Raw genomic sequence first — 26,315 nt, 5'->3', positions numbered from 1 at the left:
AAAAGAATTTGTGTCTCAATCAAGATTAGAAGCGGAACGGCTTTCTGTCAGCTTATTCGGACTTTGAACCGTTCTATGCAAAAAGCACACTCGGCCCTGCCGTGAGCAGTTTCGTCAATTCGATTGGCAGCGACCGCCATTACACCGTTTTGACCTACGGGCTAAGGTGGCGGTTTGCGACCATTTATAACCACAACACCCACCTTCCTTGACCTCTAGGGGAAACCATGACCACAGACGCGTATATTTTCGATGCGGTGCGCACGCCGCGGGGGCGCGGCAAGCGGGATGGCGCGCTTCACAGCGTCAAGCCGATCACACTGCTAACCCTTGTGCTAAAGGCGCTGCAGAGCCGCAACGAACTCGATACCGCACAGGTGGACGATATCGTGATGGGCTGCGTCACCGCCATCGGCGATCAGGGCGCGGATATTGCCAAAACAGCCGCTCTAGCCGCCCAATGGGATGATGTGGTGGCTGGTGTAACCCTTAACCGTTTCTGCGCATCCGGCCTGGAGGCCGTCAACCTTGCCGCCATGAAGGTTCGCTCCGGCTGGGAAGACCTGGTGGTTGCCGGCGGTATAGAAGCCATGTCCCGTGTTCCCATGGGATCCGATGGCGGCGCCTGGGCGACGGACCCGGAAACCAATCTCAAGACAGGCTTCATGCCCCAGGGCATCGGCGCCGATCTTATTGCAACCATCGAAGGTTTCAGTCGCGAGGATGTGGACCGGTTTGCAGTGAATTCTCAGAAGAAAGCCGCAGCAGCCTGGGCCAACGGTTACTTCCAGCGCTCAATCGTTCCTGTCTCAGACCAGAACGGCGTGCTGATACTCGATCGTGACGAGCATGTCCGCGCGGGCACAACGCTGGAATCCCTTGCCCAGCTCAAGCCTTCGTTTCAAATGATGGGCGAAATGGGTTTCGACGGCGTGGCCCGCGAGAAATACCACGCCGTGGAAAGGATCAACCACGTGCACCATGCCGGCAACTCCTCGGGCATCGTCGACGGCGCCACAGCCATGCTGATAGGCAGCGAGTCCAAGGGCCGCGAGATGGGCCTCCTGCCCAGGGCCCGTATCGTCGCCACGGCGGTCACCAGCACCGACCCAACGATCATGCTTACCGGCCCGGCTCCGGCCGCTCGCAAGGCGTTAAAAAAAGCGGGACTGCGCGTCGACGACATTGATTTGTTCGAGGTCAACGAGGCCTTTGCCTCGGTGGTGATGCGGTTCCAGCGCGAATTGAGCGTCCCGGACGATAAAGTCAACGTTAACGGCGGCGCCATCGCTATGGGCCACCCCCTGGGCGCCACCGGCGCAATGATTCTCGGCACCCTGCTGGACGAACTGGAAAGACGCGAGCAGCGCTACGGGCTCGCAACCCTGTGCGTGGGCGGCGGTATGGGTATCGCAACCATCATCGAGCGCTGCTAAGCCGGGACGGAGAAGGATCCAACCATGACTGCAATTCGTTACGACATCGACGACAAAAATATCCTGACCCTCACCATCGACATGCCGGGCCAGTCCGCCAACACCATGAATGCAGCGTTCCGCGAGGCACTGGCGGACACCCTGGCACGCATCGAACATGACCTGGGTACGCTGAAAGGCATTATTGTCACCTCGGGCAAAAAGACGTTCTTCGCGGGCGGCGACTTGAACGAGCTTTACAAAGTCACTCCGGATCAAGCCGGCGAGTTCGAAGCGATGGTTACCCGCCTCAAGCGCCAGATGCGGGCCCTGGAAACCTGTGGCAAGCCGGTCGTGGCGGCTATCAATGGCTCGGCCCTCGGCGGTGGCCTTGAGCTTTGCCTGGCCTGCCATCACCGCGTGGTTCTCGACGACGACAGCATTCAACTTGGACTGCCCGAGGTCACCCTGGGCCTGCTACCGGGTGGCGGCGGAACCCAGCGTCTGCCCCGCATTATCGGCCTGGAGCCGTCTTTCCCCTACTTGATGGAAGGCAAGAAGGCGAATCCGAAAACTGCATTGAAGCTGGGCATGATCGACGCGCTGGCCAGCGATGCCGACGAGCTGATCCAGCAGGCCAAGACGTTCATCGAGGCTAATCCGGATTGCCAGCAGCCTTGGGACAAAAAAGGCTTCAAGATTCCCGGCGGCGGGCCGCAGCATCCTGCCATGGCGCAGAAGCTGGCCATCGCCCCGGCTATGCTCAAGCAGAAAACCAAGGGCTGCTATCCTGCTCCGGAAGCGATCCTCTCCGCGGTGGTCGAAGGTGCCCAGGTCGACTACGACAACGCGGAGAAAATCGAAACCCGCTACTTCACCGAACTGGTTATCGGTCAGGTGGCCAAGAATATGACCGGCACCTTCTGGTTCCAACTCAATGCTATCAAGGCCGGCAGCAGTCGCCCGAGCGGCGTGGAACGCGCAAAATTCTCGAAAGTAGGCGTGCTGGGGGCCGGCATGATGGGCGCCGGAATTGCCTTCTCGACCGCAATGCGCGGTGTCGATGTCGTCCTTAAGGACATTTCTATCGACAATGCGGAAAAAGGCAAAGGCTACTCGCAGAAGTTGCTCGACAAGAAGGTCAGCCGGGGCCAGATAAGCAAAGACCAGAGCCAGGCCATTCTTAATCGCATTAAAGCCACTGACATGAGTGATGACTTGGCCGGGTGCGATCTGATTATCGAAGCCGTATTCGAGGATAGCGAACTAAAGGCGAAAGTGACCCGCGAAGCCGAGCAGAAACTGGTCGCAAACGGATTGTTCGCGTCCAACACCTCCACCATTCCCATCACGCAGCTCGCGGAAGCGTCAGCCCATTCCGAGCGGTTCATCGGACTGCACTTTTTCTCACCGGTAGACAAGATGCAGTTGGTGGAGATCATCGTCGGTGAACAAACCTCGGACGATACCCTGGCCCGCGCCTTCGATTACGTGCTGCAGATCGGCAAGATCCCCATTGTCGTGAATGACAGCAGGGGCTTCTTCACTTCCCGCGTTTTTGGCACGTTCGTTAACGAGGGCGTAGCGATGGTCAAGGAGGGCATTCATCCCGCCAGCATCGAAAACGCTGGCGTGCTAGCCGGTATGCCAGTGGGACCGTTAGCCGTGTGTGACGAGGTCAGTTTGACCTTGATCCAGCATGTACGAAATCAAAGCCGCAAGGATATCGAAGCTGCCGGACACAATTGGACGCCTCATCCCGCCGAAGCGGTCATCGATGCCATGGTCGATGAGCACAACCGCAAAGGCAAGGCTGCCGGAGCCGGTTTCTATACGTACCCCGAGTCCGGCAAAAAGCAGATTTGGCCGGGCTTGATCGACGCCTTTACCGACCGGACCAAGGCGGCAAGCGTGGATTTGCAAACACTGAAGGACCGCTTGTTGTTCATTCAGTCCATCGAGACGGTCCGCTGCCTCGAAGAGGGTGTACTGCGGACGGTCGAGGACGCCAATGTGGGCAGCATCTTCGGCATTGGTTTCGCTGCCTGGAGCGGTGGGGCCATCCAATTCATCAATCATTACGGTGTGCGGGATTTCGCCAAACGAGCCGAAGCGCTGGCCGAACAGTTCGGAGATCGCTTTAGTCCGCCCCAGTTGTTGCGGGACAAAGCGGAGCGCAACGAGCATTTCAAGTAGCGCCCTTAACGTTGGGCTTGCCAGTTAAAGGCGAGCCCAGCCTCAACTGCCGAACGGACCGCCTATATTGCCACCAAGCCCTCAAGGCCGGGCTGTAAAAGGCGAACCCCGGCCGCATTTTCCAGCCATAAATTTGTCTTTAATATGGACAGATTGTCATCCCCTTGCCCTCGATGGCCGGTAGCAACCGGGTTCCCGCTTGCCTACAATGAATTTAATCGCCCGGGTCTTTCGTAGGGATTGCCTGCCGGATACCGTATACGCTTGGTTATAATGACAGCGTATGGCTAGAACCTTCACCTATATAGATTAACTGACATGCCAATGACGATCCGCAAGCCTAACTTATCTCGTCTTCGGTCCTCCGGCGTAGCGCTGGCTCTAGGCCTGATGGTTACTTCTTCGGCCGTGATTGCGGCTCTCGATAAGGAGGCCGAAAAATCGTTTGAACCGGTATCGCCAACTATCGATCAGGCCCGTGCCAATATCCTGATATCCCGCCAGCTTCAGTTCACCCACTTCCGCGAGCAGCGGATCGACAGCGAACTCTCGGAGCGCGTATTCGATGCTTATCTCGACCAGCTCGACGGCCAGCGCATGTATTTCTTGCAGGGCGATATCGAGCGTTTTTCGCCCTGGCGCACCAAGCTCGATGCCGCACTGAAGACCGGCCAGCTGGATCCGGCTTTCCAGATTTACAACCTGTTTCAGAAACGGGTCATCGAGCGCCTGGACTACGCACTGGAGTTGGTGACCGACGGCGTCGATGAATTCGAGTTCGACAGCGAAGACCGCCTTAAGCTGGATCGCGCAGAAGAGCCCTGGGCGCAGGACAAGGAAGCGCTGGACGCGATCTGGAGACGCCGTATCAAGAACGCCATTCTTGCTCAGCGTATTAATGGCAAGGATGACGAAGAGATCGTCACCTCCCTCACCCGGCGCTACGAGAGCCAGCGCACCCGCGCCATGCAGGCCCGTAGTGAGGATGCCTTCCAGAGTTACATGAATGCCTTTGCAGGACTTTGGGATCCGCACACCTCTTATTTTTCGCCGCGAACGTCCGAAAACTTCAACATCAACATGAGCCTGTCTTTGGAAGGGATCGGCGCCGTACTGCAGTCTGATAATGAGTACACCAAGGTCGTGCGCATGGTGCCCGGCGGCCCCGCTTCCAAACAAGGTCAGCTCAAGCCGGGCGATCGCATTGTCGGCGTGGCCCAGGGAAAAGACGAAGACTTCACCAACGTGATTGGCTGGCGCCTGGATGAAGTGGTTGATTTGATCCGTGGCCCGCGCGAATCGGTAGTTCGCCTCGAAGTCATTCCGGCGAGCGCCTCTGACGAGACGGTAACCCGCGGCATCGCCATCACCCGTGACGAGGTCAAGCTGGAAGAGCAGTCCGCTCAAAGCGATCTCATCGAACTGGAGCGCAACGGTCAGCCTTATAAAGTGGGCGTGATCGATATCCCGACCTTCTACGCCGACTTCCAGGCCATGCAAGCCGGTGACCCCAACTATAAAAGTACCACCCGAGACGTTCGCAAACTGATCAGCGACCTTAAAACAAAAGGTATGGAAGGACTGGTGATCGATCTGCGCAACAACGGCGGCGGTGCTTTGCAGGAAGCCAGCGATTTGGTCGGGCTCTTCATCGACGAAGGGCCTACAGTGCAAATTCGCAACGCGGACAACGATGTCAGCGTTCTGACCGACGAAGATCCCTCCGTGGCCTATTCCGGTCCGCTGGTGGTACTGGTCAACCGCATGAGCGCCTCCGCTTCGGAAATCTTCGCGGGCGCAATCCAGGATTACGGGCGCGGCTTGGTCGTTGGCTCTCAAACCTTTGGCAAGGGAACCGTTCAGGCCGTTCGCCCACTGAACCATGGCCAGCTAAAAATCACCCAGTCCAAGTTCTACCGGGTGTCCGGCGGATCGACCCAGCATAAGGGCGTGATTCCCGACATTACTATTCCGACGCGCATTAATAAGGACGAAATCGGCGAAGATGCATTGGAAGGTGCCCTGCCCTGGGACCAAATCGAGGCTGTACCGCATGCGCGATACTTTGATTTCAGTGGCGTGATCGAAGAGTTGCGTCGTCGCCATGAAGATCGTTTCTCCAAGAGCCCCGAATTCCAGCTTCTGGAAGACGAAATCCAGCTACTCAATAGCCAGCGTGATCGGGAATGGGTCAGCCTCAACTATAGCGAGCGTGAAACCTACCAGGACCAGTTGGAGTCACGCCAGCTTAAGATCGCCAATGCCCGCCGTCAGTTGCAGGGTAAAGAGCCTTTTGAGGACTGGACAGCACTGGAAAACCATCAGGAAGCAGAGGCAGCCGACCCGGACGGTGACGATCAGCTCGACTTCATCGTCCGCGAGGGCGGGCATATTATGGCGGATATGCTTGAATTGGATTCCCGTATGGCCTCCATGATCCACCCGGAGCGCATTACCGCTCAGGCACGTAACACCACAGAGAAATTCTGAGTCGGGCTGGTACCTGACAGGCGGGACGCCATTCATGGCCACCGATAGCGAACGCAATAAAGCCCTTGCCCTCGAAAGTCTGCTCATGGACACGCTACACGCGATCCAATCCATGCAGCAGGCGGAGGCCTTGGGCGTACCACCCCTGACCGGTACGCCGGGATCCGACACCCCGTCAAAGCAGAAGCCGAAAGACAATAGCGAAGAAGACTCGCTGGTGGATCGGCTGTCGGACTTCACCGGTTCGGCCTTTCGTTTCGCCCTACGCACGACAGATGCCTCGATGAAGGCCGGCCGCGCGCTGCTCAAGTCCCAAGATCAGCTTCGGATGATGCTTGCCGCAGGCGATTCGCTAAAAGACATTCGCGAAGTTGCGGGCCTCACTCTGAGCGAAATGGCCGATGCACTGGATCTGCGTGACAAAAACTTCCTCGAGGCGATAGAAAATGGCACCGCAACGCTCTCCTTCGAACTGATTCTGCGTCTGGCGGCGCTGGTGGCCCGAAACGACCCCATCCCTTTTATCCTGCGTTATACGCGCAACTACAATCCCGAAGCCTGGCGAGTTCTTAACGACTGGGGCGTGGGCAGACTCCCGCTGCAGTTCGAACGCGAGCGTCAGTTTATTAATATCTTCCGTGGCCACGACGAGGCCCGGCAACTTTCGGATGAAGGCTTTGAGAAGGTGTTGGCGTTCACTCGCCAGAGCTTTGAAATGTCCCTGCATTTTGCCGCTGAGCAAGAGGCAGAGGTGGCAAAGATCCGCGACGCCTTTGCCAAGCCAGTCGAGGACGGCCCGGGTAAGTCGGCGTCAACGCCCAAGTCCGCAGCGGTGGACAGCAGCGGAAAGGCTGAAAAGCCTAAGAAAGCGTCTCGCAAAAAAGGCTAGCCGGATCTTCCGACTCAAACGTAGGGAATCAGCGACTCACCGTACAGCGCCAGCTCTTCGAGCAAATGGCGTTCTCGGGGTTTGAGATCCTCCGCCTGCAATCGTTGCTGTACATCCGCAAAGAAGCCTTCTAGCGAACGCCAACCGGCCTTGGGCTGCATCAGCCGTTGCTGCCTAAATTGTTCCCAGCGCTCCTGCTCTTCGGCCTGCAATGTTTGGGGAAAATTCCGGGCGCGGTAGCGGAAGACCATTTCCTCAAGTCTGGGATCGTCGAACGCGGGAACCGCCTCTCCTATGACATCAATGGGCTGAAGCAGCAGCTGGTCAAGCCGTTTGCGATCATTCGGTGTCAGGAAGCCGCCCGCGTATAGCTGTTCGTCGGGATCCGTCAAATCGCCCGGCCCGTTCTCCTGAGGCTGGAAAGCTTCGGTGATACGTTCCGTTATCCCCGGCGCGGCGCGCAACTTCTGCAAGTTCGATCTGAGCACCTCGCCGTTCAGTTGCAACTCGTCCAGTCGCTCCGCGGAAAGAGACTTGAGCATGGTAGCGGGGGCTAGGATTGGGCACTTATTCAAGTGAATGGCTTTGAGGGGAAAGCGCGCCGTGTCCTCTCCCAGCGCAGCCTGAGAGGTAAAGACCCGGTTGCGGATCTGCTCGGGCGTCGCCTCGATCAGTTCGCCGGGATCATGGCGCAAGTCATAGACGATCACCGCATTGCGGTTGACCGGATGCTGCGCCACGGGCGCCACCATCGCACAGCAGCCGATGGTTGCAGGGTATTTGCTGGAAACATGAAAAACGGGCTTGAAGGACGCCAGATCAAGCATGGCTCGGGCCGAATGCTTGTCTTTGTGCTCCAGCACATACTGAAAAAGTTTAGGCTGCTTTTCCCGGATCAGGCGAGCCAGGGCAAGGGTTGCCTCAACATCGGACATGGCGTCGTGCGCGGCCTCATGACTGATGCCATTGGCGACCGTAAGTTCCTCCAGCCGGAAACTCGGTGTACCGTCCTCTTTTTTGGGCCAGTTGATGCCCTCCGGCCGCAGGGCATACGTCAGCCGCACCATGTCGATAATATCCCACCGGGAGTTGCCGTTCTGCCATTCACGGGCATAGGGATCGCGCAGGTTGCGGTAGAGGGTATGGCGCGTGACTTCGTCGTCGAAACGGAGGCTGTTGTAACCCACTGCGCAGGTGCCCGGCTGGCTAAAAGCATGATGGATCAGGTCGATGAACTCGGCCTCGGGATAGCCCTCGGCTCTCGCCTTCTGAGGTGTGATGCCAGTAATCAGGCAGGCAACCGGATCGGGAACGTAATCCTCGGTAGGCTGGCAATAGATGACCAGGGGTTCCTCGATGACGTTGAGGTCGGCATCTGTGCGCACGCCGGCGAATTGGGACGGCCTATCGTGGATCGGATCGGCGCCGAACGTCTCGTAGTCATGCCAGTAGAAGCTCTTGATCACGCCGTACAAACCTCAGCAGATGTTCCCAATGGTGGCTGCCGAGTGTACCAGACAGAGCTTAAGCGCCCCAGTCCTCGCAGAACGCCTTGCCTGACAGGAGCCCTTGCCTGACAGGAACCTTTGCCTGACAGGAACCTTTGCCTGACAAGGATCCGAGGTCTGATGGCGCTTTGCCGGAAACCTTAGAACAACCCTAGACCGCGGTCGATATATTCGGTGCGCGCCCGCGGAACACCCTGCTCCAATGTCTGTAAATCGAGCCGCATGGCCGTAGGCACATTAAGAAAGACGCCTGCCGCCGCGTCTATTGGCGTTCCGCCCTCGGTATTGCCCTGCCACTGGACGGCCTCTTTCTGGAAAGAAACAAACAGTTCCTTGGCAAAACCCACTGTCCCGTCTTCGTTGTTCGTGCCGATGTTCAAGGTCTTGAGGTTGCTCAGGGCATTGCACTGCACGCCTGCGCTGCAATCGGTGGCGGCGTCGTCCAGGCCGATATGCGTGGCGCGAGTATGCGTCGCGGCTCCCGTGGCGTCGAATAGCTGTGCCGCAACCGGGTTCCCGGACGCATCCTGAAGCTCAATACCCAGGTTACCGGAGAAGCTGGTTATATCGCCCGACAATGTCCCCCGCGCCTGATTGAGCCCCATGCGAAAACCGACGACCTCGCCATCCCGCTCGGCCAGTTCGAAATAAGGATCCGAGCCCACAAAAGGCACAATCTCGTTCAGTGCATAGGTCTGTCCATCCAGTTGGACCTTGGTTTGATCCGTAGAGATATGACCGAGAGACAGTTGGGCAATCTTTACATCGGAACCGTCGCCAGTGTCTCCCAGTACTACATTATCGATGTTGGTCTGGATCTCCGCATCCATCCCAACAGTGACCCGGGTAAAACGGTTGGTGTCGGTCCCATCAACATCCACTGCGACCATGGCCTGCCCGCTTACGCGCCCCATTTCCTTTTCACTAATGGGTTGCAGTTCAGCCTGCGCCGTTGCTGAGAACGTCAGGACGAACAAAGCCGGGGCCACGCATTTCAGCGCTTCCCTGTTCATGGTTGTAGTGTCTCTGAGTGACTTTGACTGCGACTTCAGCCATGCATACAACGCGGGCTGTTGTTTTTTGTTCGTACCCGCATGCAGCGTTTCTTATGGTTTGCTTGTGAGCCGACTATAGTGGGGCGCTACGGCAACAAAAGTGAGGCGTGTCACATTAGGCCATGCCTTGGCCAATGGGGCGTGGAAACTGTGAATAGCGTCTTACATTTAATGACATTCCTTTCTACACTCCCCTCACGTTACCGTTCACGGCGTGGCCAAACAGACTTTCAAGCCCCTTCAATGTAACGTGGTTAGGGATTTGATCTTATTTTTCAACGTTTCCCGGCATGCCGCGATCAGCACTGCTAGACTGGGAGAAATTTAGAAGAGCCCGACCCCATGAGCTATCGCATCCTGATTTGTGATGACTCCTCCATGGCCCGCAAGCAAATGGCGCGGGCGCTGCCAAAGAACTGGCCCGCCGAGATCAGCTATGCAGAACATGGCGAGCAGGCCTTGGAGGTGATTCGCCAGGGACACTGTGACCTGATGTTCCTCGATCTGAACATGCCGGTGTTGGACGGTTACGGCGTACTTGAAGCCGTGGCGCGAGATGACCTACCAGTGATGACGATCGTTGTTTCCGGGGACATACAACCCCAGGCTCGGGAGCGCGTGCGCAAACTGGGAGCCATGGACTTCATTCGTAAGCCCACCGATCCCGAAAAAATTCAGCAGATTCTCGAGGAGTTCGGAATCTACCGGGCCGACGATTCTGAAGAGGCTCAAGCACAAGCCGAGCCGAGTCCAGCGCCTGAACCGGAGGGGAAGCTGGACCTGGCAGCGTACCTGCAGGAGATGTCCAACGTCGCCATGGGCCAAGCGGCGGACCTGCTGGCCCGGCTGCTCGATGTGTTCGTGAAGCTTCCCGTACCGCGGGTCGCCACCTTAGCCCAGAGCGAACTGTCTATGGCCTTGACGGCCGCTTCAGCGAAGGAAAGCTACTCTGCAGTTTGCCAGGGCTTCAATGGCGCGGGCGTGGCGGGAGAGGCCTTGCTGCTTTTCTCCGACGCCAGTTTCGAAGATATGGCGCAACTACTGCGCTACGAGGAGGAAAACCGCCACGCTCTGGAAGTCGAAGTCTTGATGGATATGTCCAGCATTCTCTTCGGAGCTTTTCTCAAGGGCCTCGGCGATCAGCTGGATTTACGCTTCGGCCTGGGCCACCCCACGGTACTGGGCCAGCATCGCCAGGTTGGCGAACTATTGGAATACCACCAGGGAAGCGATCAAAAGCTGCTTTGTATCGAGATCAACTATGCCATTGAGGACCATAATGTGGTCTGCGACCTGCTGGTCCTGCTGACAGCCGATTCGACCCCTCACCTTGAAAAAGCCATTTCCTATCTGACGGAGTAGCCCATGGCAGTCAATGAATCGGACATGCTGGAGTTCCACTGGCTGATGGACATGCTGGAAACCGTTGAGGTGGGCCTGGTGGTCATCGATATGGATTATCGCGTGCTGGTGTGGAATGGCTTCATGGAAAACCACAGCGGCATCACCGCATCGCGCATTAAAGAAAAGAACCTGTTCGAACATTTCCCGGATTTGCCCGAGCGCTGGCTCAAGCGCAAGGTCGAGTCGGTACGGTTACTCAATACCCGGGCTTTTACCACCTGGGAGCAGCGGCCCTACTTATTTCATTTCCGCAACACCCGCCCTATTACCGGCACCGCGCCGTACATGTACCAGAATCTAACCATCAGTCCGCTGTCCAGTGCCGATGGCAACGTGCGTCTCGTGTGCCTGATGATCTACGACGTGACGGATTTTGCCGCCAGCCGTCAGGCGCTGGAGAAAGCCAACGACCAACTCACCTTGCTGAGCGAGACCGATCGCCTGACCGGCCTGCTCAACCGCGGCACTTGGGAGAGCCTGCTAGAAGCGGAGTATGAACGCTGCCGCCGTTACGGCAACGATTCCGTACTCGTGATGTTCGACATCGATCACTTCAAGGCCGTCAACGACACCTACGGCCATGTGGCGGGCGACGAGGTCATCCGCAGAACATCCGCCATACTCCAGGGCAGTCTACGCCATGCCGATCTGGCGGGGCGCTATGGGGGCGAGGAGTTTGCCGTGATCTTGCCAGAAACTGATCTCGATGGCGCCATCGCTCTGAGCGAGCGTATCCGTACCAGCATCGAGCAGACGCCGGTAGACACCGAGAACGCCACGATTCGCTACACCATCAGCATGGGCGTAGCGCCGATGCACGACGGCATCGGCACTCCCGTGCAGTGGATTCGGGAATCGGACGCAGCGCTGTACGTCGCAAAAGAAGGCGGGCGCAATCAAGTCCGCGTCGCTGCGGCAGCCTCAACAACCGAATGAACGTACCGGGCGGGATACCAGTTCGTTCACGCTACGCTCATAGCGTTCGTCGCGCTCCTCGGTACTGGTGATGCACAGGCCCATATCCCGCAGCAAGCCGTCAGCGACGTCGTAAACCCAACCATGCACCGATAGATCCTGGCCACGCGCCCAGGCATCCTGCACGATGGTGGTCTGGCATACGTGGCGCACCTGCTCCATCACGTTGAGTTCACAGAGGCGATCGACTTGCTCACCCTCGCTCGGCAACGCTTCGAGTACCGGGATAAACCGGTCGCGCACATCCTGGACGTGCCGCAGCCAGTTGTTGATCAGCCCCAGACCGTCGTCTTTAAGGGCTGCTTTAACACCGCCACAGCCATAGTGCCCGACCACCATGACATGCTTTACCTTGAGCACATCCACAGCGAACTGCAGCACCGATAAGCAGTTGAAATCGGTATGCACGACCACATTCGCCACGTTGCGATGGACGAACAGCTCGCCGGGCATCAGGTCGACGATCTGATTTGCCGGCACCCGACTATCGGCACAGCCGATCCAGAGATATTCCGGGGCCTGCTGATTGGAAAGGCGCTCGAAGAACCGTGGGTCTTCCTGCTTGATCTTGTCTGCCCACGCCCGGTTACTTTCAAAAAGATGATTCAGCCGACGCATAATTCCCTCGAATTGAGCCACGGAGGTACACCGTACCGGCGGATTCAGCAGCCGGCCGATGCCTGTTCAAAAGTGCGCCGATTCTGCGTATGCGAGAACCGGCGATTAAATTCAACGTAAATATTGTGCGAGGTGCAAGCCGTATTAGTGGTCTGAATCATCCAGAGGCGAGTGAATCGACGACTGCGCCAAGTCGAGCAACTCCCGCAAAGCCACGGAGAACATGGCGTACTCCGGCTCACGGGCGCTGCGCAACTCAGCCAGCATCGTCTCCCAGCGACTCACCAGTACCTCGTGGCGCGATGTCCACTCGTCAATAGCCTCGCCGACATCGCGGTCCTTGCCGCTGAGACGTAAAACGCCGGTGGTCAGGGCTCGCTGCTGCCAATCCAGATCTTCGCGGAAACTCTCACGGGCCAGAGCTTCCCAATGGGACGTAGGCTCCAGCCGCGCCACAGCGCTAGCAAACCAGTTCAGGTTCAGCTTTTCGCCGAGGGTGTAATACAGGTTCGCCACCTGCTTCAGCGGCACCTTGGTGGTCTCGTGGGCTTCGATGATGCCTAGCGCTGCATACAGATAGGACGTACCGGCTACGACTGCGGCCACATCTTGCGGAATCGATTTTTCCACCAGCGCATCGTATTGCTTCTGCCATTCCTGGCGGGACTGGTGGCCCAGGTATTCCGGCAACTGGGCGATGATGTCCGACAAGGCCGTGGCAAAACGATCCATGTGGGACTGAATGTTAAGCTCGCTACGACGGTTACGTAGCAGCCAGCGGACAGCCCGGCGCACCAAGCGAATCAGCTCGTCCATGAGCTCAAGCTGAAGCGAAGCCGGCACTTTATAATCCAAAGCCTCGATCTTGTCCCACCACTCATCCAAACGGAATACATCCCGGGCAATAATCCACGCCATAGCGATAGCGGAAACCTGTGCCCCGGTGGACTGACACAGGCGATCCACAAAGGTAATCCCCATGTGATTAACCATATCGTTGGCGATCTGGGTGGCGATGATTTCGCGCCGCAGTTGGTGCTCACCCAACTCCTTGCCGAACTTCTTGATCAAGGCATTGGGAAAGACCTTGTTCATTTCCGCGGCCAAACCCGGTTCGTCGGGCAGGTCGCTTTCAATCAGCAACTGTTTGAGATCGCCCTTAACGTAGGAAATCAAAACCGACAGTTCAGGCCGCGTCAGCCCCTGCTTCTTGACCTTACGGTCCGCCAGGGTTTCCTCGTCAGGCAGGAACTCCAGTTCGCGGTTGAGCTTACCGGCAGCCTCCAGGTTGCTCATCAGTCGCCGGAATTCCTCGAGACGGGACGACGTTTCCATATTGGCCAGACTGATGGCCTGGGTCTGGCGATAATTATTCAACAACACCAGTTCGGCGACGTCGTCCGTCATTTTCTCCAGCATGTTATTGCGCTGTTTTTCGGTAAGATCGCCCGAAGCCACAACACGGTTGAGCAGAATCTTCATATTGACTTCGTGGTCGGAGCAGTCGACTCCACCGGCGTTGTCGATGAAGTCCGTATTCAGGCGTCCGCCACTCAAGCCAAACTCGATGCGGCCCAGCTGGGTCATGCCCAGGTTGCCACCCTCGCCGACGACCTTACAGCGCAACTCTTTGCCGTTAATCCGCAGGCCATCATTGGCCTTGTCGCCTACATCGGCGTGGGTCTCCTGTGCGCCTTTGACGTAAGTGCCGATGCCGCCGATCCACAGCAGATCCGCTTGGGTCCTCAGAATATGGCTGATCAACATATTGGGCGGAACCCGGTCCGATTTAATGCCGAATAGCTTCTTCATCTCGGCACTGACCGGGATCGACTTGGCACTGCGATTGAAAACACCCCCGCCCTTGGAGATTAAATCCGCGTTGTAATCGGTCCACGACGAGCGCGACAGCTCGAACATGCGCTTGCGCTCTTCGAAACTCTTCTTCGGATCGGGCGACGGGTCGACGAAGATGTGCATATGATTGAATGCAGCAATAAGCCTGGCATGATCGGACCGCAATAGGCCGTTACCAAACACGTCCCCGGCCATATCGCCGATACCGATAACCGTGAATTCGTCCTTGCTCGGATTGATGCCCAGCTCGCGGAAATGACGCTCTACAGAGACCCAGGCACCCTTAGCGGTGATGCCCATCTTCTTGTGGTCGTACCCTTGGCTGCCCCCCGAAGCAAAGGAGTCTCCCAACCAGAAGTCGTATTCCGCCGAGAGGCCGTTGGCGATGTCCGAAAAGGTTGCGGTGCCTTTATCGGCGGCCACGACCAGATAGTGATCGTCCTCGTCGTGGCGGATAACGTTCAGCGGGGGCTTGATCGAGCCCTCTAGCAGATTATCGGTAACATCGAGCAAACCACGGATGAAGGTCTTGTAGGCTTCTATCCCCTCGCGCTGAAAGGCATCCCGGTCGCCACTGTCAGGCAGTTGCTTGGCAACGAAACCACCTTTCGCGCCCACCGGCACGATCACCGCATTCTTCACCTGCTGGGCCTTCACCAGGCCAAGAATCTCGGTACGGTAGTCCTCGAAGCGGTCCGACCAGCGCAAACCGCCCCGGGCGACCTTACCGCCGCGCAGGTGCACACCCTCCACGCGTGGCGAATAGACGAAGATCTCGAACATGGGCAGGGGCAACGGCATATCCGGGATGTCGGACGGCCGGAACTTGAAGCTGATGTAGGTTTTGGCACCGCCGTCGGCATCCGGCTGGTAGTAATTGGTGCGCAGCGTGGCCTGCATCAGATCCAGGAACAAGCGCAATACCCGGTCTTCGCTGAGGTTGTCCACCTCGTCCAGCCCGGCATTGAATTCCAGCTCCAATCGCTGCTGGGTAGCCTCGCTCTTGCGGGCACTCTGATTACGCTTGGGATCGAAACGCACCTCGAAGAATTCGAGTAACGTCTGGGCCAAAGAAACATGGTTGACCAGCGTATTGGCAATAAAAGTCTGGCTGTTGGAAATGCGAATCTGGCGCATATACCGCGCATAGGAGCGCAGCATCGCGATCTGGCGCCAGTCCAGATAGTTGGCCAGCACTAGCCGGTTGAAGCTGTCGTTTTCCGCCTCGCCGTACCAGACCCGGGTGAACAGGTCTTCGAAGATCGGACGAATGCGATGAATGTCCACAACTTTGCCCGAGTATGCCTGCAGCGAGAAGTCGTGAATCCACACCGTACGCTCGTTGCGGTCCACGATCTCATACGGATGTTCGCCAATGACCCGGAAGCCCAGATTATCGAAGATCGGCATCACATCGGACAGCGGCAGCTGTTCGTTGGGCGAGAATAACTTGAAGTGAACGGTGCTCTCTTCCTCTTCCAGCGCCCGGTAAAAGCTCATGCCAATCCGGTCCGTGTCGGACACCTCGATGATATGGTCCAGATCGATCGCCGCCCGGCGTGGTGAGAACATATCGCGGTAGCTACCCGGGAACGCATTGTGATAGAGGCGGATCAGTTCGTTGCCGCGCTCCTCGCCATGCGTTTCGTGCAGCGCATCCGATAGCCCGTCGCGCCAGGACTGCGCCAGTGCGATCACCTGATCCTGGATATCGTGGACCGGGAGCTGGCGATTTTCGACTTGCGGCACGCGAATGGTGAACTGCACCCGTGCCAATACCGACTCGGAGAAGTGGGTGACGAATTCGATGTCCTCGGCTCCGAGCCGCTCCATCAGCACCTTCTCGACCTTCAAGCGCAGTTCGGTGTTGTAAATATCCCGGGGGAAGAACGCCAGGCACGTCACGAACTGGCCGTAGACGTCTTCGCGCATGAAGATCTTTATCATGCGTCGTTCCTGAATATAGAGAATATCCAGGGCGACCTTGTAGAGTTCGTCCGGCTCGATCTGGAACAACTCGTCGCGCGGGTAGACCGTGAGGATCTGATCCAGCTCCTTGCCGGCATAGTCGTCGCGCAAGAAGCCGGAACGGTCGAGAACTTCACTCACCTTGCGGCGCAACAGGGGAATCTGGTCGGGACGTTCCTGATAGACGTGGGAGGTGTAAAGGCCGAGGAAGCGGCGCTCGCCAATCACCTCACCATTGGCATTGAATTTCTTGACCGCGATATAGTCGGGATAAGCTGGCCGATGCACCCGTGAGCGCTGGGCGGATTTGGCAAAAATAAAGATAACGTCGGTGCGGGTCATCTCGGTGCGGGTGCGCTGGGGCAACTCCTCCAGCTTCACTTTTACCGGTCGCTCGTTGTGAACCCTCAGAATACCCATTTCCGATTCCGGCACCTGGGACACGAGCATGCCACCTTTTTCTTTGACGAAGTCGTATTCGTCGTAGCCCAAAAAGGTGAAATGATCGTCGACCAGCCATTCCAGGAATCGATGCGCCTCGGCCAGATCGTCGGCATCGACTTTGGCCTTGCAGTTATCAAGCTCCTTGATAATCTCCGACGCCTTGTCCTTCATTTGCGGGAAGTCGTCCACCGCGATCCGCACTTCCTCCAGCACGGCTTGCAGCTCCTTCTCCAGGCCGCGAAGCTCTTCCGGGTCACTGTGGCGGTCGATCTCCAGCACAATCATGGCCTCGAAGGCCGTCTTTGAGGACTTCTTTTTGTCCCGGTCGTGGACTTTCTTCAGGCTGCCGCCGCGGTCTCGCTCGACCTGTAAAATCGAATGGTAGAGCGAATGGGTGCCGATCTCGCGCTGATTAATGGCAATACGAATGGAATCGATCAGGAACGGGATATTCGGGTGCAGGATGAAGATGACGGAGTGAGTCGACTGCCAGCCATCGCTTTCCAGATCAGGGTTGAAGACGGCAACCGGCGTATCCCCGGAGTCTCTCTTCTGAATGAATTGCCAAGCGGCCAGGACCGAGCCGTAGATATCCGCGAAGCGGCGGGAGGTCAATTCATCGAGAGGCAAATGCGCCAGATGCTGGACTGCAAATTCACTGATTTTCTTGGCTTCCGTTTTATTTATTTTCTCAGCAAAGGCTTCGGCCAGCAGGTCATGGAACTGGTCCTTGCTGGTTACCGTCAGCGCGTTCATGTGCAACCCCAACTATCTGAATGAATGTTAATAAACAAATCCGGCGGCGGCCTGTCTCAGGCTGGGTTTATCCGCCAGTATGCGATGAAATGTCTAGTGTGCTATCTGGCTAGCGTCATTCACGGCCCAGACTCGAACCAGTAGACTGGGTTGGTCCCAATAGCATAGTCAAACCCTTGATTTTTGCTGGTAGGTTACAAACACTGGACGCCCATGACGATTGTGGTCATTACGGATCTATTGTGGTCATCACGGATCTATCGCGGTCATTACAGATCTAAGTGCCTTAGAGTCCGGCTCAGGACAATAACGGGAAGGTTCAATGTCTCTACAGCGTATATTCGGGGATCTGAGATCCCAATTAGCGAAAAGGATCATAGGCCAGGAGAAGCTCGTCGACCGCCTGTTGATCGCCTTGCTCGCTGACGGCCACCTATTGGTGGAAGGCGCCCCCGGCCTGGCCAAAACCACCGCCATCAAGACCTTATCCGAACATATCGAAGGCGACTTTCACCGCATTCAGTTCACCCCGGACTTACTGCCTTCCGACGTCACCGGCAGCGAAATCTACCGAGCTGAAACCGGCCTTTTCGAATTTCAGAAAGGCCCGATATTTCATAACCTGGTGCTCGCGGACGAGATCAATCGGGCGCCAGCCAAAGTGCAGGCTGCCCTGCTCGAAGCCATGGGGGAGCGTCAGGTCAGTGTTGGCATGAAGACGTTCGCCCTGGATCGCCTATTCCTGGTGATGGCAACCCAGAACCCCATCGAGCAGGAAGGCACCTACCCGTTGCCCGAAGCTCAGCTCGACCGCTTCCTGATGCACGTTACCATCGACTACCCCGATGCCGGCGCGGAGCGGGATATCCTCCACCTGGCGCGCAGAGACTACCAGCAGGGACCGATCCCAACCGATCTGAGACTGCGGGCGGACGATATTTTCCAGGCCCGCCTGGATGCCAGCGAACTGTTCATGGCCGACGCCGTGGAGGACTATCTTGTCGCGCTGGTGCTCGCCTCTCGCCAACCGGCCGAACTTGATGCCGAACTGGCTCGCTGGATCGCTTTTGGCGCCAGTCCCCGGGGAACCATCGCGCTGGACCGTTGCGCCCGCGCCAAGGCATGGCTGGACGGCCGGGATTTTGTCAGTCCGGACGATGTGCGCGCTATTGCCTTCGATGTCCTGCGCCACCGTGTGCTGATGACGTTCGAAGCCGAGGCGGATGGGATAACGCCGGACGACATTATCCAGCGCTTGATTGATCGGGTGCCGGTTGCCGCCTGACATCATGAGCGATACCTCGCCCCTGGTCCGGATCGACCTGCCAGAGCTGATTCGCCTGCAAGCCGATGCACGCGCCCTGCGCTTGCCTGGCTCGCGACCGGTGGCAGTGCGCAAAGCGGGCGTTGCGCGGTCGACTCAAAAAGGTCGCGGCATGGCCTTTGCGGAAGTCCGGCAATATCAGCCGGGCGACGATATCCGCAGTATCGACTGGCGGGTCACTGCCCGGCGCCAGACACCGCACACAAAGCTGTACGAAGAAGAGCGCGAGCGTCCGCTGTTGCTGATCTGCGATCTCGGAGATTCGCTGTATTTTGGCAGTGAAGGGGCGTACAAACGAGTAAGAGCGGCCCAGACGGCCGGCCTCATTGCTTGGCTTGGCCTGTTCGCCGGCGATCAGGTGGGCGGCATCGTATTTTCGGACCACCAGTACGAAATCGTTCGCCCGGCCCGGCGCCGTCGTGCAGTCGTGCGTCTATTGGACAGCCTGGTGCAGCGTCAGGACGACCACCGCCCTGACGGGACAGTGGACGCGGGCCGGCGCGGTAACGGCCTGGATGAAGCACTTCGTGAGGCACGTCGTATCGCCCATACCGGCAGTCGTGTTTTCATTATCAGTGACTTTATTAATCTGACACCTGAGACGCCGGGCCTGATCGCCCAACTTGCCCGCCACAACACACTCAGCGCGCTGCGCATCGTCGATCCGCTGGAACAGCACCTACCGGATCGCGGACGTTTCGCCATTGCCGGGCCGGACGGGCCGCTATGGTTCGATGCTGGCAATTACGCGTTCAGGAAGGCTTTCGAGGCCAAAGTGGCCGAGCACGAACACCAGGTCGAACGCTGCTTCAGCCTTGCAGGCGTGGGCGTCAGTTCGATCTATACCGGGCAACAACCTGCCCAGGCACTCAAGGCCATCCTTGGCCCCCGCGGTCGCCTGGGTTGAAGACAACGATCCGTGAACACGATGACACAGGCAGTAACTCCAAAACCGACGTCCCAGGGCGACCCATTGGCCCAGCTGCGCGATATCCACATGCCCGAACCGGGCGGATTCTGGCCACCGGCTCCCGGCTGGTGGCTGCTGGCTATTTTAGTTCTCGCCCTGGCGATCTGGCTGGGCGTCGTCCTCTGGCGTCGTCACCAGCGCAATCGCTGGATTCGCGACGCGCGCCGTGAGCTTGCCGGACTGAAGGCGACGGCACAGGCCGACAATAAGTGGTTTGCCGAACTCAACGCGCTACTTAAGCGTTGCGCACGCGAGCGCTATCCGGAGAGTCAGCCCCACACATTGAGCGGTCATCAATGGGCGGACTTTATGTTGCGCACACAGCCATCCCTGGATAAAGCCGAAGTGGAATCCCTGGTCAATGCCGCCTGGTCGCCTGCGCCCCAATTGCCGGCTGAAACCGCTTGCAGGGTCGCCGAACAGTGGCTGGGAGGTCGCCGGTGATAGAACTGGCCTATCCCTGGCTACTTCTGTTAGCTCTACTTCCACTGTTGTGGTGGCGCCGCAACCGCAAGGACGTTGATCAGGTGGCCGCGCCCGCTCTGCCGGTTGGTCACTGGATGAGCGATCTACCGGGTGTCAGCCGCAGCGGCAACGCCCGTAATCGCTGGCAGATACTGTGTCTGCTGCTGGCCTGGCTGCTGCTGGTTCTGGCTTTGGCGCGCCCACAATACGTGGGGGAAAGTGTGCAGCTGCCCGTTACCGGCCGCGACCTGCTACTGGCCGTGGACATCTCGCCCAGCATGGAAGAGGAAGACATGATCCTCGGCCAGCGCCAGGTAAACCGCCTGACCGCCGTCAAAAACGTGCTGAACGACTTCATAGCACGGCGTGACGGAGACCGGCTTGGGCTACTGCTGTTCGGTACCCAGCCCTATATCCAGGCGCCCCTGTCGTTCGATCACGAAACCATTCGCACCCTGCTACAGGAAGCGCAATTGGGCATGGCCGGTCGCGCCACCGCAATCGGAGACGCCATCGGGCTCGCCGTCAAACGCCTGCGCGATCGCCCTCAGGAACAGCGCGTGCTGGTACTGCTGACCGACGGCGCCAACACCGCTGGCGAAGTGAGTCCGGACAAAGCCGCCGAGATCGCGGCAGCCGCCGGCGTCCGGATCTACACCATCGGCATGGGCGCCGAGACTATGATCCAGCGTGGTTTTCTGGGCAGTCGCAAGGTCAACCCATCCCGCGACCTTGACGAAGAGCTGCTGCGAAGTATCGCCGACCAAACCGGCGGCCGTTATTTCCGTGCCCGCAGTACGCCCGAACTGGAAATGATCTACGAAAACATCAACCAGCTTGAGCCGATCGAACTTGAGGGCAAGCAGTATCGCCCGACCACCGATCTGTTTTACTGGCCGGCTGGCACCGCGGTTCTCATCGTGCTGATGGGTTTGATCTTGAGCAATGTCAGACGCAAAGTGCCGGAGGTCCGCTATGGATAGCTTCCATTTCGTGCGGCCATTTTGGCTGTTGCTGCTCCTACTGCTGCCATTGGTACCGCTCATCCTCCGCCATCAGGGCCAGGGACAAAGCGGATGGGCGCGAGTGATTCCCGAACCCCTGCTGCGTCCGTTACTGGGCGAAGCCTTTGAGCAACAGAACCGGCGCAAGCGGCCGGGGATCCTGCTGGGCGCAACGGTTATCGTCAGCGCCCTCGCCTTGGCCGGTCCCAGTTGGCGCGAGGCTCCCACGCCACTGATGCAGCAGAACGACAGCCTGGTGATTGCCTTGGACCTTTCACTATCGATGCTCGCCGAGGATGTCGAGCCCAATCGCCTCACCCAGGCTAAGCGCAAGATTCGCGACGTCATCCGGCAGCGCGATGGCAGCTTTACGGCGTTGGTGGTTTACTCCGGGGATGCCCATGTGGTCACGCCGCTGACCGACGACGGCCGCACTATCGAAAATCTGCTCAGTGCCCTCGACCCATTTATGATGCCCGCCAGCGGCAACCGTGCCGACCGGGCCATCGAGGAAGCCGAGCAATTGCTGGAACAGGGTGCCCCAGGACCCGGCCGTATTCTGCTGGTGACTGACGCGCTACGGGCATCGGACCTTCAATCCATCCGCGAAACCTTGCAGGCATCGCCTTACTCATTGAGCACACTGGTTGTAGGCACCCGCGAAGGTGGCCCCATCCCGCTACCCAAGCGGGGATTCATCCGTGATGGAGACGATGTCGTGATTAGCCGGGCCGAGCCGGATCGATTGGCAGATCTTGCGCTGTCCACCGGAGGACTCAGCGCCCAGGTCACACTAGACGACAGCGATATTCGCACTCTGGAACTGCGCAGTGTCGACAGCGATGACTGGCAGCAGAGTGAGCGAGAGCTTACGGTACAGCGCTGGCAGGACGACGGTTACTGGGTGCTGTGGCTGGCGCTACCCATTGCGCTGCTCGCCTGGCGCCGCGGCGCGCTGCTGTTATTGCCAATGGCTTTCTTGCCCCTGATACCGCAGCCGGCCCACGCCATAGATTGGGCTGACCTCTGGAGCCGGCCGGATCAGCGCGCCGAAGCCTTGATACGCGAGGACCCGGCCACCGCCGCGCAAAAACTGGAAGACCCGGACTGGAAAGGGTCCGCGCTTTATCGCGCCCAAAAGTACGACGATGCCGCCAAACAGTTTTCCCAATCAAGCACGGCCAATGCCCTATACAACCGGGGCAATGCGTTGGCGCGCAAAGGCGAACTACAAGCGGCCTTGCAGGCTTACGACAGGGCGCTGGAGAAAGACCCCGGGGACGCCGATACCCAGTTCAATCGCGACCTGGTCAAGCAACTGCTAGAGCAGCAACAAAAACAACAGTCACAACAAGGCAACCAGCAATCCCAGCAGAATCCTTCGCAACAGGGCTCGTCCGATCAAAAACAACAGCAGCAAAGTTCGTCGGCTCAGGGCAATCAGCAATCCCAGAATCAGGGCGATAGCCAACAAGGCAACGACGGCGATCAATCAGCCGGCCAGCCCGGGAATCAACAAGCACAGCAGGGCAGCGATCAGCAGCCTGGCACACCGGAGCAGACTGAAAGCGAGCAGCAGCGCCAAGCGTCTGAAGCCTCCCAGCAGGGCGAGTCAGCGACTGACAGCGAAGTGTCACCGGCCGGCAGCGACGCCCAGGCGCAAGGGCAGCCCATCGAAGGCGATCAGCTTTCGCAAAGCCAGGAACAGTGGCTCAGGCGCATTCCCGACGATCCCTCCGGGCTCATGCGGCGCAAATTTCTTTACCAATACCGCGAACGCGGTAGCGAACAACAAATGGAAGGCGATACACCATGGTAATCCACGTCCGGCAGCTTATTCTGCTGATCCTCGCCCTGCTGTTCACAGCCACGGTCCCGGCCGCTGACGACAGACTGGAGGTTCATGTCGACCGGACGCAGCTGCACGAGAACCAGACGCTGACCATGACCGTAACCGGCGAAATGCCCTTCTCCATGGACCTGGACATGCTATTCAACCTGGGCGAAATGGAGCTACCTTCCCCCGAAGAGGCTGCCCTGGAGGGGAATTTCGAAATTCTGGGCAAGCACCAGAAGTACAGCCTGCGCTCGGTCAACGGCGACGCCCGGGCCATTATTACCTGGATTTACGAACTGGCGCCCAAGCAAACCGGCACATTGGAGATCCCTTCCTTGAAGTTCCGCGACGCACGCTCCCAGCCCATTTCTGTGGATGTCCTGGCAGGCCAGGCGCCGGCAGCGGATGACGATGCACCCATGGCGCTCGTGGAAGTGGAAACCGATAAGTCCGATGTCTACGTGCAGGAGCAACTGGTGCTCACCGTGCGACTGTTCTATCGCGGCAACCTGATCCGCGGGGACCTCAGCCAGCCCAGCCACAAGGACGCCCTTATCGAAGCCATGGGCGAACAGCAGGAATATGTGCGGGTACGTAACAACGCCCGCTATCGCGTCGTCGAACGTCGCTATGTCATTTACCCGCAAAACCCGGGCACCCTCGACATCGGGAGCATCTCATTCAATGGGCAAGCGCGAAGCGATAACGGTCAGCTTAATTTCCTGCGCGACCAGTCCGCCCCCATCCAGGTCCCGGTCAAAAACGTGCCAGCGGATTTTACCGGCGACACCTGGCTTCCGGCAGCCAGCCTGGAACTTAGCGAGGCCTGGAGCGACCGCAGCACCCAAATCCAGGCCGGCAAAAGTATCACCCGGACTTTGCAGCTCAATGCGCTCGGGTTGCTCGGTTCCGCCCTCCCACCGCTGGAGGCAAAATACTCGGACGCCGTGCGCAGCTATCCGGACAAACCGGAAATGGAGTCCAGCGTAGACCGTCGCACGGTCACCTCCTCGCGAACGGAGAGCACCGCACTGGTTGCCGTCCAACCCGGGGAGATCACCTTGCCGGAACTACGCATTCCCTGGTGGGATACCGTCAACGACCGCCAGCGCGTCGCCACGTTGCCGGCGCGTACGCTGACGATTACGGACAGCAATGCCGCGAGTGCAACGCCGCCGGCACAAGAACCCGGCCAGCCGGAACAAACCCAGCCGCCCGCCACCGACAACAACCGGCCAGAAACACCTGCTGACCCAGCGCCCATGGACAGAACCTGGCTCTGGCTCGCTGTCGCCCTCGGTACCGGGTGGGCGCTGACCGTGTTGTTCTGGTGGCTGAACCGCAAGCGAGAAGCCGACCCGGAGGATGCCTCAAGCGCCTCAGACCCGACAGAGTCCGTGCTGTTTGCGGATTTGGAGTCCAACGCCCGCGCCGGCTCCGCCCAAACGTTAAGTCTGCTGCCGCGCTGGGCCCGCCAGCGCTTTGCCAACCGGCACCTGCGCAGTCTATCGGACGTCGTGCGCTTCAGCGACGACAACGAACTGGAAGCGGAGCTGGAGCGACTGCAGGCCCGCCTTTACGGCGAAGGCGGCGACCACGAACGCTGGTCGCCGGAAAAGCTCGTCCAGCGCTTGCAGGTATTGCGCGAACGCCGGGGCACAACGCGCCAATCCCATCTCGCGCCGCTCTACCCCAATGGTCTCCGATCACCGGACGCCAAGGCCTGAACGCAGAAAGCCTCCCGAAGGAGGCTTTCCTGTTTTAAGTCCCTGTTAACCCGATTCAGGTGTTCTCAGTTAGATCCAGCACACGCCTAACCGGATTCAGGACCATCTCCATCGATTCCAGAATCCTCTAGGGCACTCGCTGATCAATCACAATCTCAACCGGCTCGCCGTTGTAATTATCAAGGTTAACCGGCTCATGGCTGACACCCTGCCAATCTCCGCTCTGAGGAATAGCCTCTCCCGACGGCGATAGACGCGCGGCGATCATGACCGTTGCCGCACCGGACAACTTGGCGCCCGGCGCCATCGCCATGCTGTCATCCAGCGTCACCGTCGCCGGCAGTTGCGCGGCTGTCAAGCGCGCCACGGCCAGGGGCATGGCGCCGCCTTCTGCATTGCGTGCGAATATAAACAGAGTAGTGTCCGGGGCAATATCGTCCTTGAACGTTTCCGCTAGCTCCACGCGAACGGTGACGGATGGCCCTTCGGCCTGCGCCAGACTCTCGGGCACCGGTTGCCCCAGACGACGATAGGCTTCAGCGACGCCCTGCCGGATCGAGGGCAACTGCGGATGATCCGGTGCCACCGCGATGATCCGCTCCCAGTAATCAATAGCCTCCTGGTACGCCTGACGCTCGAACGCATTGATGCCGAGCAGGCCGAGAGCGTTGACCTCGTCGGGATTGCGCTCGCGTGCCTCGGCGATGGCCCCGGTCACATTATCGTTCATGGCGCCGCGACTCTCGAAAAAACGAGCCTGGGCTGCCAGCCCCCAGGCTGTAGCCGCTTCGTTGGGCACGTCCTGCACCTGACCGGCGAGTTGTTCGTAGGCCCAGGCGGCTTGCGCGTAATTCTCCAGATTCATGTACGTACGTCCGAGCATCGCCCAGCCTTCCAGATTGTCCGGATTATCCAGCAGGCGCGCGCGCAACTGATCCGCAAGCTGCGCCATTTGCTGACCCTGATCCTGACTGGTCTGGCGCATCTCCAACATGGTCTGGTATTGCTCTAGCTGATCGACGCCGCCCCAGTCGTTATACAGCCACAGTGACACCGCCGGGACCAAAATCACGCTAGCCAGCACAATAACCTGTGCCGCTCGCCGTCCAGGAACGCGACGGCCGACACGTTCGACTTCCCGTTCGGAATGAGTGACGTCATCCAGCAGACTGCCTGCAAGTTCTTCCTTCATCTGCTGGTATGTCGCCTCGTCGAGGTTGCCGGCTTCACGCTCCGCCTCCAGTTCGGCCATACGGGAGCGGTAGGCCAGCAGGTTCTGGTGGCGAATATCGTTCACCGCGGCCTTGTCGGGCCGGTGAAATACCAAAGGATAAAGAACGAAAACCAGCGCAAGACCGATCAGGGCTGCGAGTGTGAGCCAGAAAGCGAGTGTCATAGATACGTGAACCTATC

At 58.6% G+C, this 26,315-nt stretch carries 17 protein-coding genes; 12 read left to right on the top strand and 5 right to left on the bottom strand.

Annotated elements, in window-relative coordinates; genetic code table 11:
* The first annotated feature begins 227 nt into the window (after window positions 1-227).
* The 4 genes from FXO11_RS07360 to FXO11_RS07345 all read left to right on the top strand — a co-directional run bounded on the left by FXO11_RS07360 (window position 228) and on the right by FXO11_RS07345 (window position 6,990).
* The gene (locus tag FXO11_RS07360) at window positions 228-1,436 is read left to right on the top strand and encodes an acetyl-CoA C-acetyltransferase (protein WP_148862382.1); all 1,209 of its coding nucleotides are present in this window, start codon (window positions 228-230) and stop codon (window positions 1,434-1,436) included.
* A gap of 24 nt (window positions 1,437-1,460) precedes the next feature.
* Window positions 1,461-3,611, top strand: a complete 2,151-nt coding sequence (locus FXO11_RS07355; protein ID WP_148862381.1) for a 3-hydroxyacyl-CoA dehydrogenase NAD-binding domain-containing protein — start codon at window positions 1,461-1,463, stop codon at window positions 3,609-3,611.
* A gap of 324 nt (window positions 3,612-3,935) precedes the next feature.
* Window positions 3,936-6,101 carry a carboxy terminal-processing peptidase gene (locus tag FXO11_RS07350; protein ID WP_148864830.1) on the top strand — a complete coding sequence of 722 codons (2,166 nt, stop codon included), beginning with the start codon at window positions 3,936-3,938 and terminating at the stop codon, window positions 6,099-6,101.
* A gap of 34 nt (window positions 6,102-6,135) precedes the next feature.
* Window positions 6,136-6,990: a helix-turn-helix domain-containing protein gene (locus FXO11_RS07345; protein ID WP_227546069.1), complete on the top strand. Its 855-nt coding sequence runs from the start codon at window positions 6,136-6,138 to the stop codon at window positions 6,988-6,990.
* Between the two features lie 14 nt (window positions 6,991-7,004).
* Here FXO11_RS07345 and sbcB read toward each other — a convergent pair whose 3' ends face one another.
* Together sbcB and FXO11_RS07335 are read right to left on the bottom strand one after the other, a co-directional pair.
* Window positions 7,005-8,456, bottom strand: a complete 1,452-nt coding sequence (sbcB, locus tag FXO11_RS07340) for an exodeoxyribonuclease I (protein ID WP_148862380.1) — start codon at window positions 8,454-8,456, stop codon at window positions 7,005-7,007.
* Between the two features lie 182 nt (window positions 8,457-8,638).
* Window positions 8,639-9,511 (bottom strand): DUF6160 family protein, encoded by an 873-nt coding sequence (locus tag FXO11_RS07335; RefSeq protein ID WP_148862379.1) that lies wholly within the window; start codon window positions 9,509-9,511, stop codon window positions 8,639-8,641.
* A 384-nt stretch (window positions 9,512-9,895) separates the two neighbouring features.
* On the opposite strand from FXO11_RS07335, the gene FXO11_RS07330 reads away from it, so the two are divergent.
* The gene (locus FXO11_RS07330; RefSeq protein WP_148862378.1) at window positions 9,896-10,915 is read left to right on the top strand and encodes a response regulator; all 1,020 of its coding nucleotides are present in this window, start codon (window positions 9,896-9,898) and stop codon (window positions 10,913-10,915) included.
* A 3-nt stretch (window positions 10,916-10,918) separates the two neighbouring features.
* Window positions 10,919-11,893: a GGDEF domain-containing protein gene (locus FXO11_RS07325; protein ID WP_148862377.1), complete on the top strand. Its 975-nt coding sequence runs from the start codon at window positions 10,919-10,921 to the stop codon at window positions 11,891-11,893.
* Here the strand turns inward: FXO11_RS07325 and can are convergent.
* Together can and FXO11_RS07315 are read right to left on the bottom strand one after the other, a co-directional pair.
* Window positions 11,879-12,550, bottom strand: coding sequence for a carbonate dehydratase (gene can / locus FXO11_RS07320; protein WP_148862376.1), 672 nt, complete (start codon window positions 12,548-12,550; stop codon window positions 11,879-11,881). The genes FXO11_RS07325 and can overlap by 15 nt on opposite strands.
* A 144-nt stretch (window positions 12,551-12,694) precedes the next feature.
* Window positions 12,695-17,575, bottom strand: a complete 4,881-nt coding sequence (locus FXO11_RS07315) for an NAD-glutamate dehydrogenase (RefSeq protein ID WP_148862375.1) — start codon at window positions 17,573-17,575, stop codon at window positions 12,695-12,697.
* A gap of 322 nt (window positions 17,576-17,897) precedes the next feature.
* Between FXO11_RS07315 and FXO11_RS07310 the strand changes: the two genes are divergently transcribed.
* From FXO11_RS07310 to FXO11_RS07285, 6 genes are read left to right on the top strand one after another with little or no spacing between them, the layout of a single operon-like run.
* Window positions 17,898-18,860, top strand: coding sequence for an AAA family ATPase (locus FXO11_RS07310; protein WP_148862374.1), 963 nt, complete (start codon window positions 17,898-17,900; stop codon window positions 18,858-18,860).
* Between the two features lie 4 nt (window positions 18,861-18,864).
* Window positions 18,865-19,806, top strand: a complete 942-nt coding sequence (locus FXO11_RS07305; protein WP_148862373.1) for a DUF58 domain-containing protein — start codon at window positions 18,865-18,867, stop codon at window positions 19,804-19,806.
* Window positions 19,807-19,827: 21 nt separating this feature from the next.
* Window positions 19,828-20,313, top strand: a complete 486-nt coding sequence (locus tag FXO11_RS07300; RefSeq protein WP_148864829.1) for a DUF4381 domain-containing protein — start codon at window positions 19,828-19,830, stop codon at window positions 20,311-20,313.
* Entirely contained in the window at window positions 20,310-21,317 is a 1,008-nt protein-coding gene (locus FXO11_RS07295) for a vWA domain-containing protein (protein ID WP_148862372.1), read from the top strand. The genes FXO11_RS07300 and FXO11_RS07295 overlap by 4 nt, the downstream gene beginning before the upstream one ends.
* On the top strand, window positions 21,310-23,157 hold the full coding sequence (locus tag FXO11_RS07290) for a VWA domain-containing protein (RefSeq protein ID WP_148862371.1): 1,848 nt from the start codon (window positions 21,310-21,312) through the stop codon (window positions 23,155-23,157). Before FXO11_RS07295 ends, FXO11_RS07290 begins: the two co-directional genes overlap by 8 nt.
* Window positions 23,151-24,902 carry a BatD family protein gene (locus FXO11_RS07285; protein ID WP_148862370.1) on the top strand — a complete coding sequence of 584 codons (1,752 nt, stop codon included), beginning with the start codon at window positions 23,151-23,153 and terminating at the stop codon, window positions 24,900-24,902. Before FXO11_RS07290 ends, FXO11_RS07285 begins: the two co-directional genes overlap by 7 nt.
* Before the next feature lie 127 nt (window positions 24,903-25,029).
* Here FXO11_RS07285 and ccmI read toward each other — a convergent pair whose 3' ends face one another.
* Window positions 25,030-26,298, bottom strand: a complete 1,269-nt coding sequence (ccmI, locus tag FXO11_RS07280; RefSeq protein ID WP_148862369.1) for a c-type cytochrome biogenesis protein CcmI — start codon at window positions 26,296-26,298, stop codon at window positions 25,030-25,032.
* Window positions 26,299-26,315: the final 17 nt, after the last annotated feature.

It is taken from the genome of Marinobacter fonticola, assembly GCF_008122265.1.
Taxonomy (GTDB): Bacteria; Pseudomonadota; Gammaproteobacteria; order Pseudomonadales; family Oleiphilaceae; genus Marinobacter_A; species Marinobacter_A fonticola.
Note: the sequence above shows the minus strand (reverse complement) of the source record. Positions and strands in the feature narration are given on the sequence as shown.

Excerpts from the sequence above, each read along its gene's own strand:
- FXO11_RS07330 (WP_148862378.1), top strand. The coding sequence starts at position 9,896 with ATGAGCTATCGCATCCTGATTTGTGATGACTCCTCCATGGCCCGCAAG.
- can (WP_148862376.1), bottom strand. The coding sequence starts at position 12,550 with ATGCGTCGGCTGAATCATCTTTTTGAAAGTAACCGGGCGTGGGCAGAC.
- FXO11_RS07290 (WP_148862371.1), top strand. The coding sequence starts at position 21,310 with ATGGATAGCTTCCATTTCGTGCGGCCATTTTGGCTGTTGCTGCTCCTA.
- FXO11_RS07360 (WP_148862382.1), top strand. The coding sequence starts at position 228 with ATGACCACAGACGCGTATATTTTCGATGCGGTGCGCACGCCGCGGGGG.
- FXO11_RS07345 (WP_227546069.1), top strand. The coding sequence starts at position 6,136 with ATGGCCACCGATAGCGAACGCAATAAAGCCCTTGCCCTCGAAAGTCTG.
- FXO11_RS07315 (WP_148862375.1), bottom strand. The coding sequence starts at position 17,575 with ATGAACGCGCTGACGGTAACCAGCAAGGACCAGTTCCATGACCTGCTG.
- FXO11_RS07355 (WP_148862381.1), top strand. The coding sequence starts at position 1,461 with ATGACTGCAATTCGTTACGACATCGACGACAAAAATATCCTGACCCTC.
- FXO11_RS07335 (WP_148862379.1), bottom strand. The coding sequence starts at position 9,511 with ATGAACAGGGAAGCGCTGAAATGCGTGGCCCCGGCTTTGTTCGTCCTG.
- FXO11_RS07285 (WP_148862370.1), top strand. The coding sequence starts at position 23,151 with ATGGTAATCCACGTCCGGCAGCTTATTCTGCTGATCCTCGCCCTGCTG.
- FXO11_RS07310 (WP_148862374.1), top strand. The coding sequence starts at position 17,898 with ATGTCTCTACAGCGTATATTCGGGGATCTGAGATCCCAATTAGCGAAA.
- FXO11_RS07305 (WP_148862373.1), top strand. The coding sequence starts at position 18,865 with ATGAGCGATACCTCGCCCCTGGTCCGGATCGACCTGCCAGAGCTGATT.
- FXO11_RS07325 (WP_148862377.1), top strand. The coding sequence starts at position 10,919 with ATGGCAGTCAATGAATCGGACATGCTGGAGTTCCACTGGCTGATGGAC.
- FXO11_RS07300 (WP_148864829.1), top strand. The coding sequence starts at position 19,828 with ATGACACAGGCAGTAACTCCAAAACCGACGTCCCAGGGCGACCCATTG.
- ccmI (WP_148862369.1), bottom strand. The coding sequence starts at position 26,298 with ATGACACTCGCTTTCTGGCTCACACTCGCAGCCCTGATCGGTCTTGCG.
- FXO11_RS07350 (WP_148864830.1), top strand. The coding sequence starts at position 3,936 with ATGACGATCCGCAAGCCTAACTTATCTCGTCTTCGGTCCTCCGGCGTA.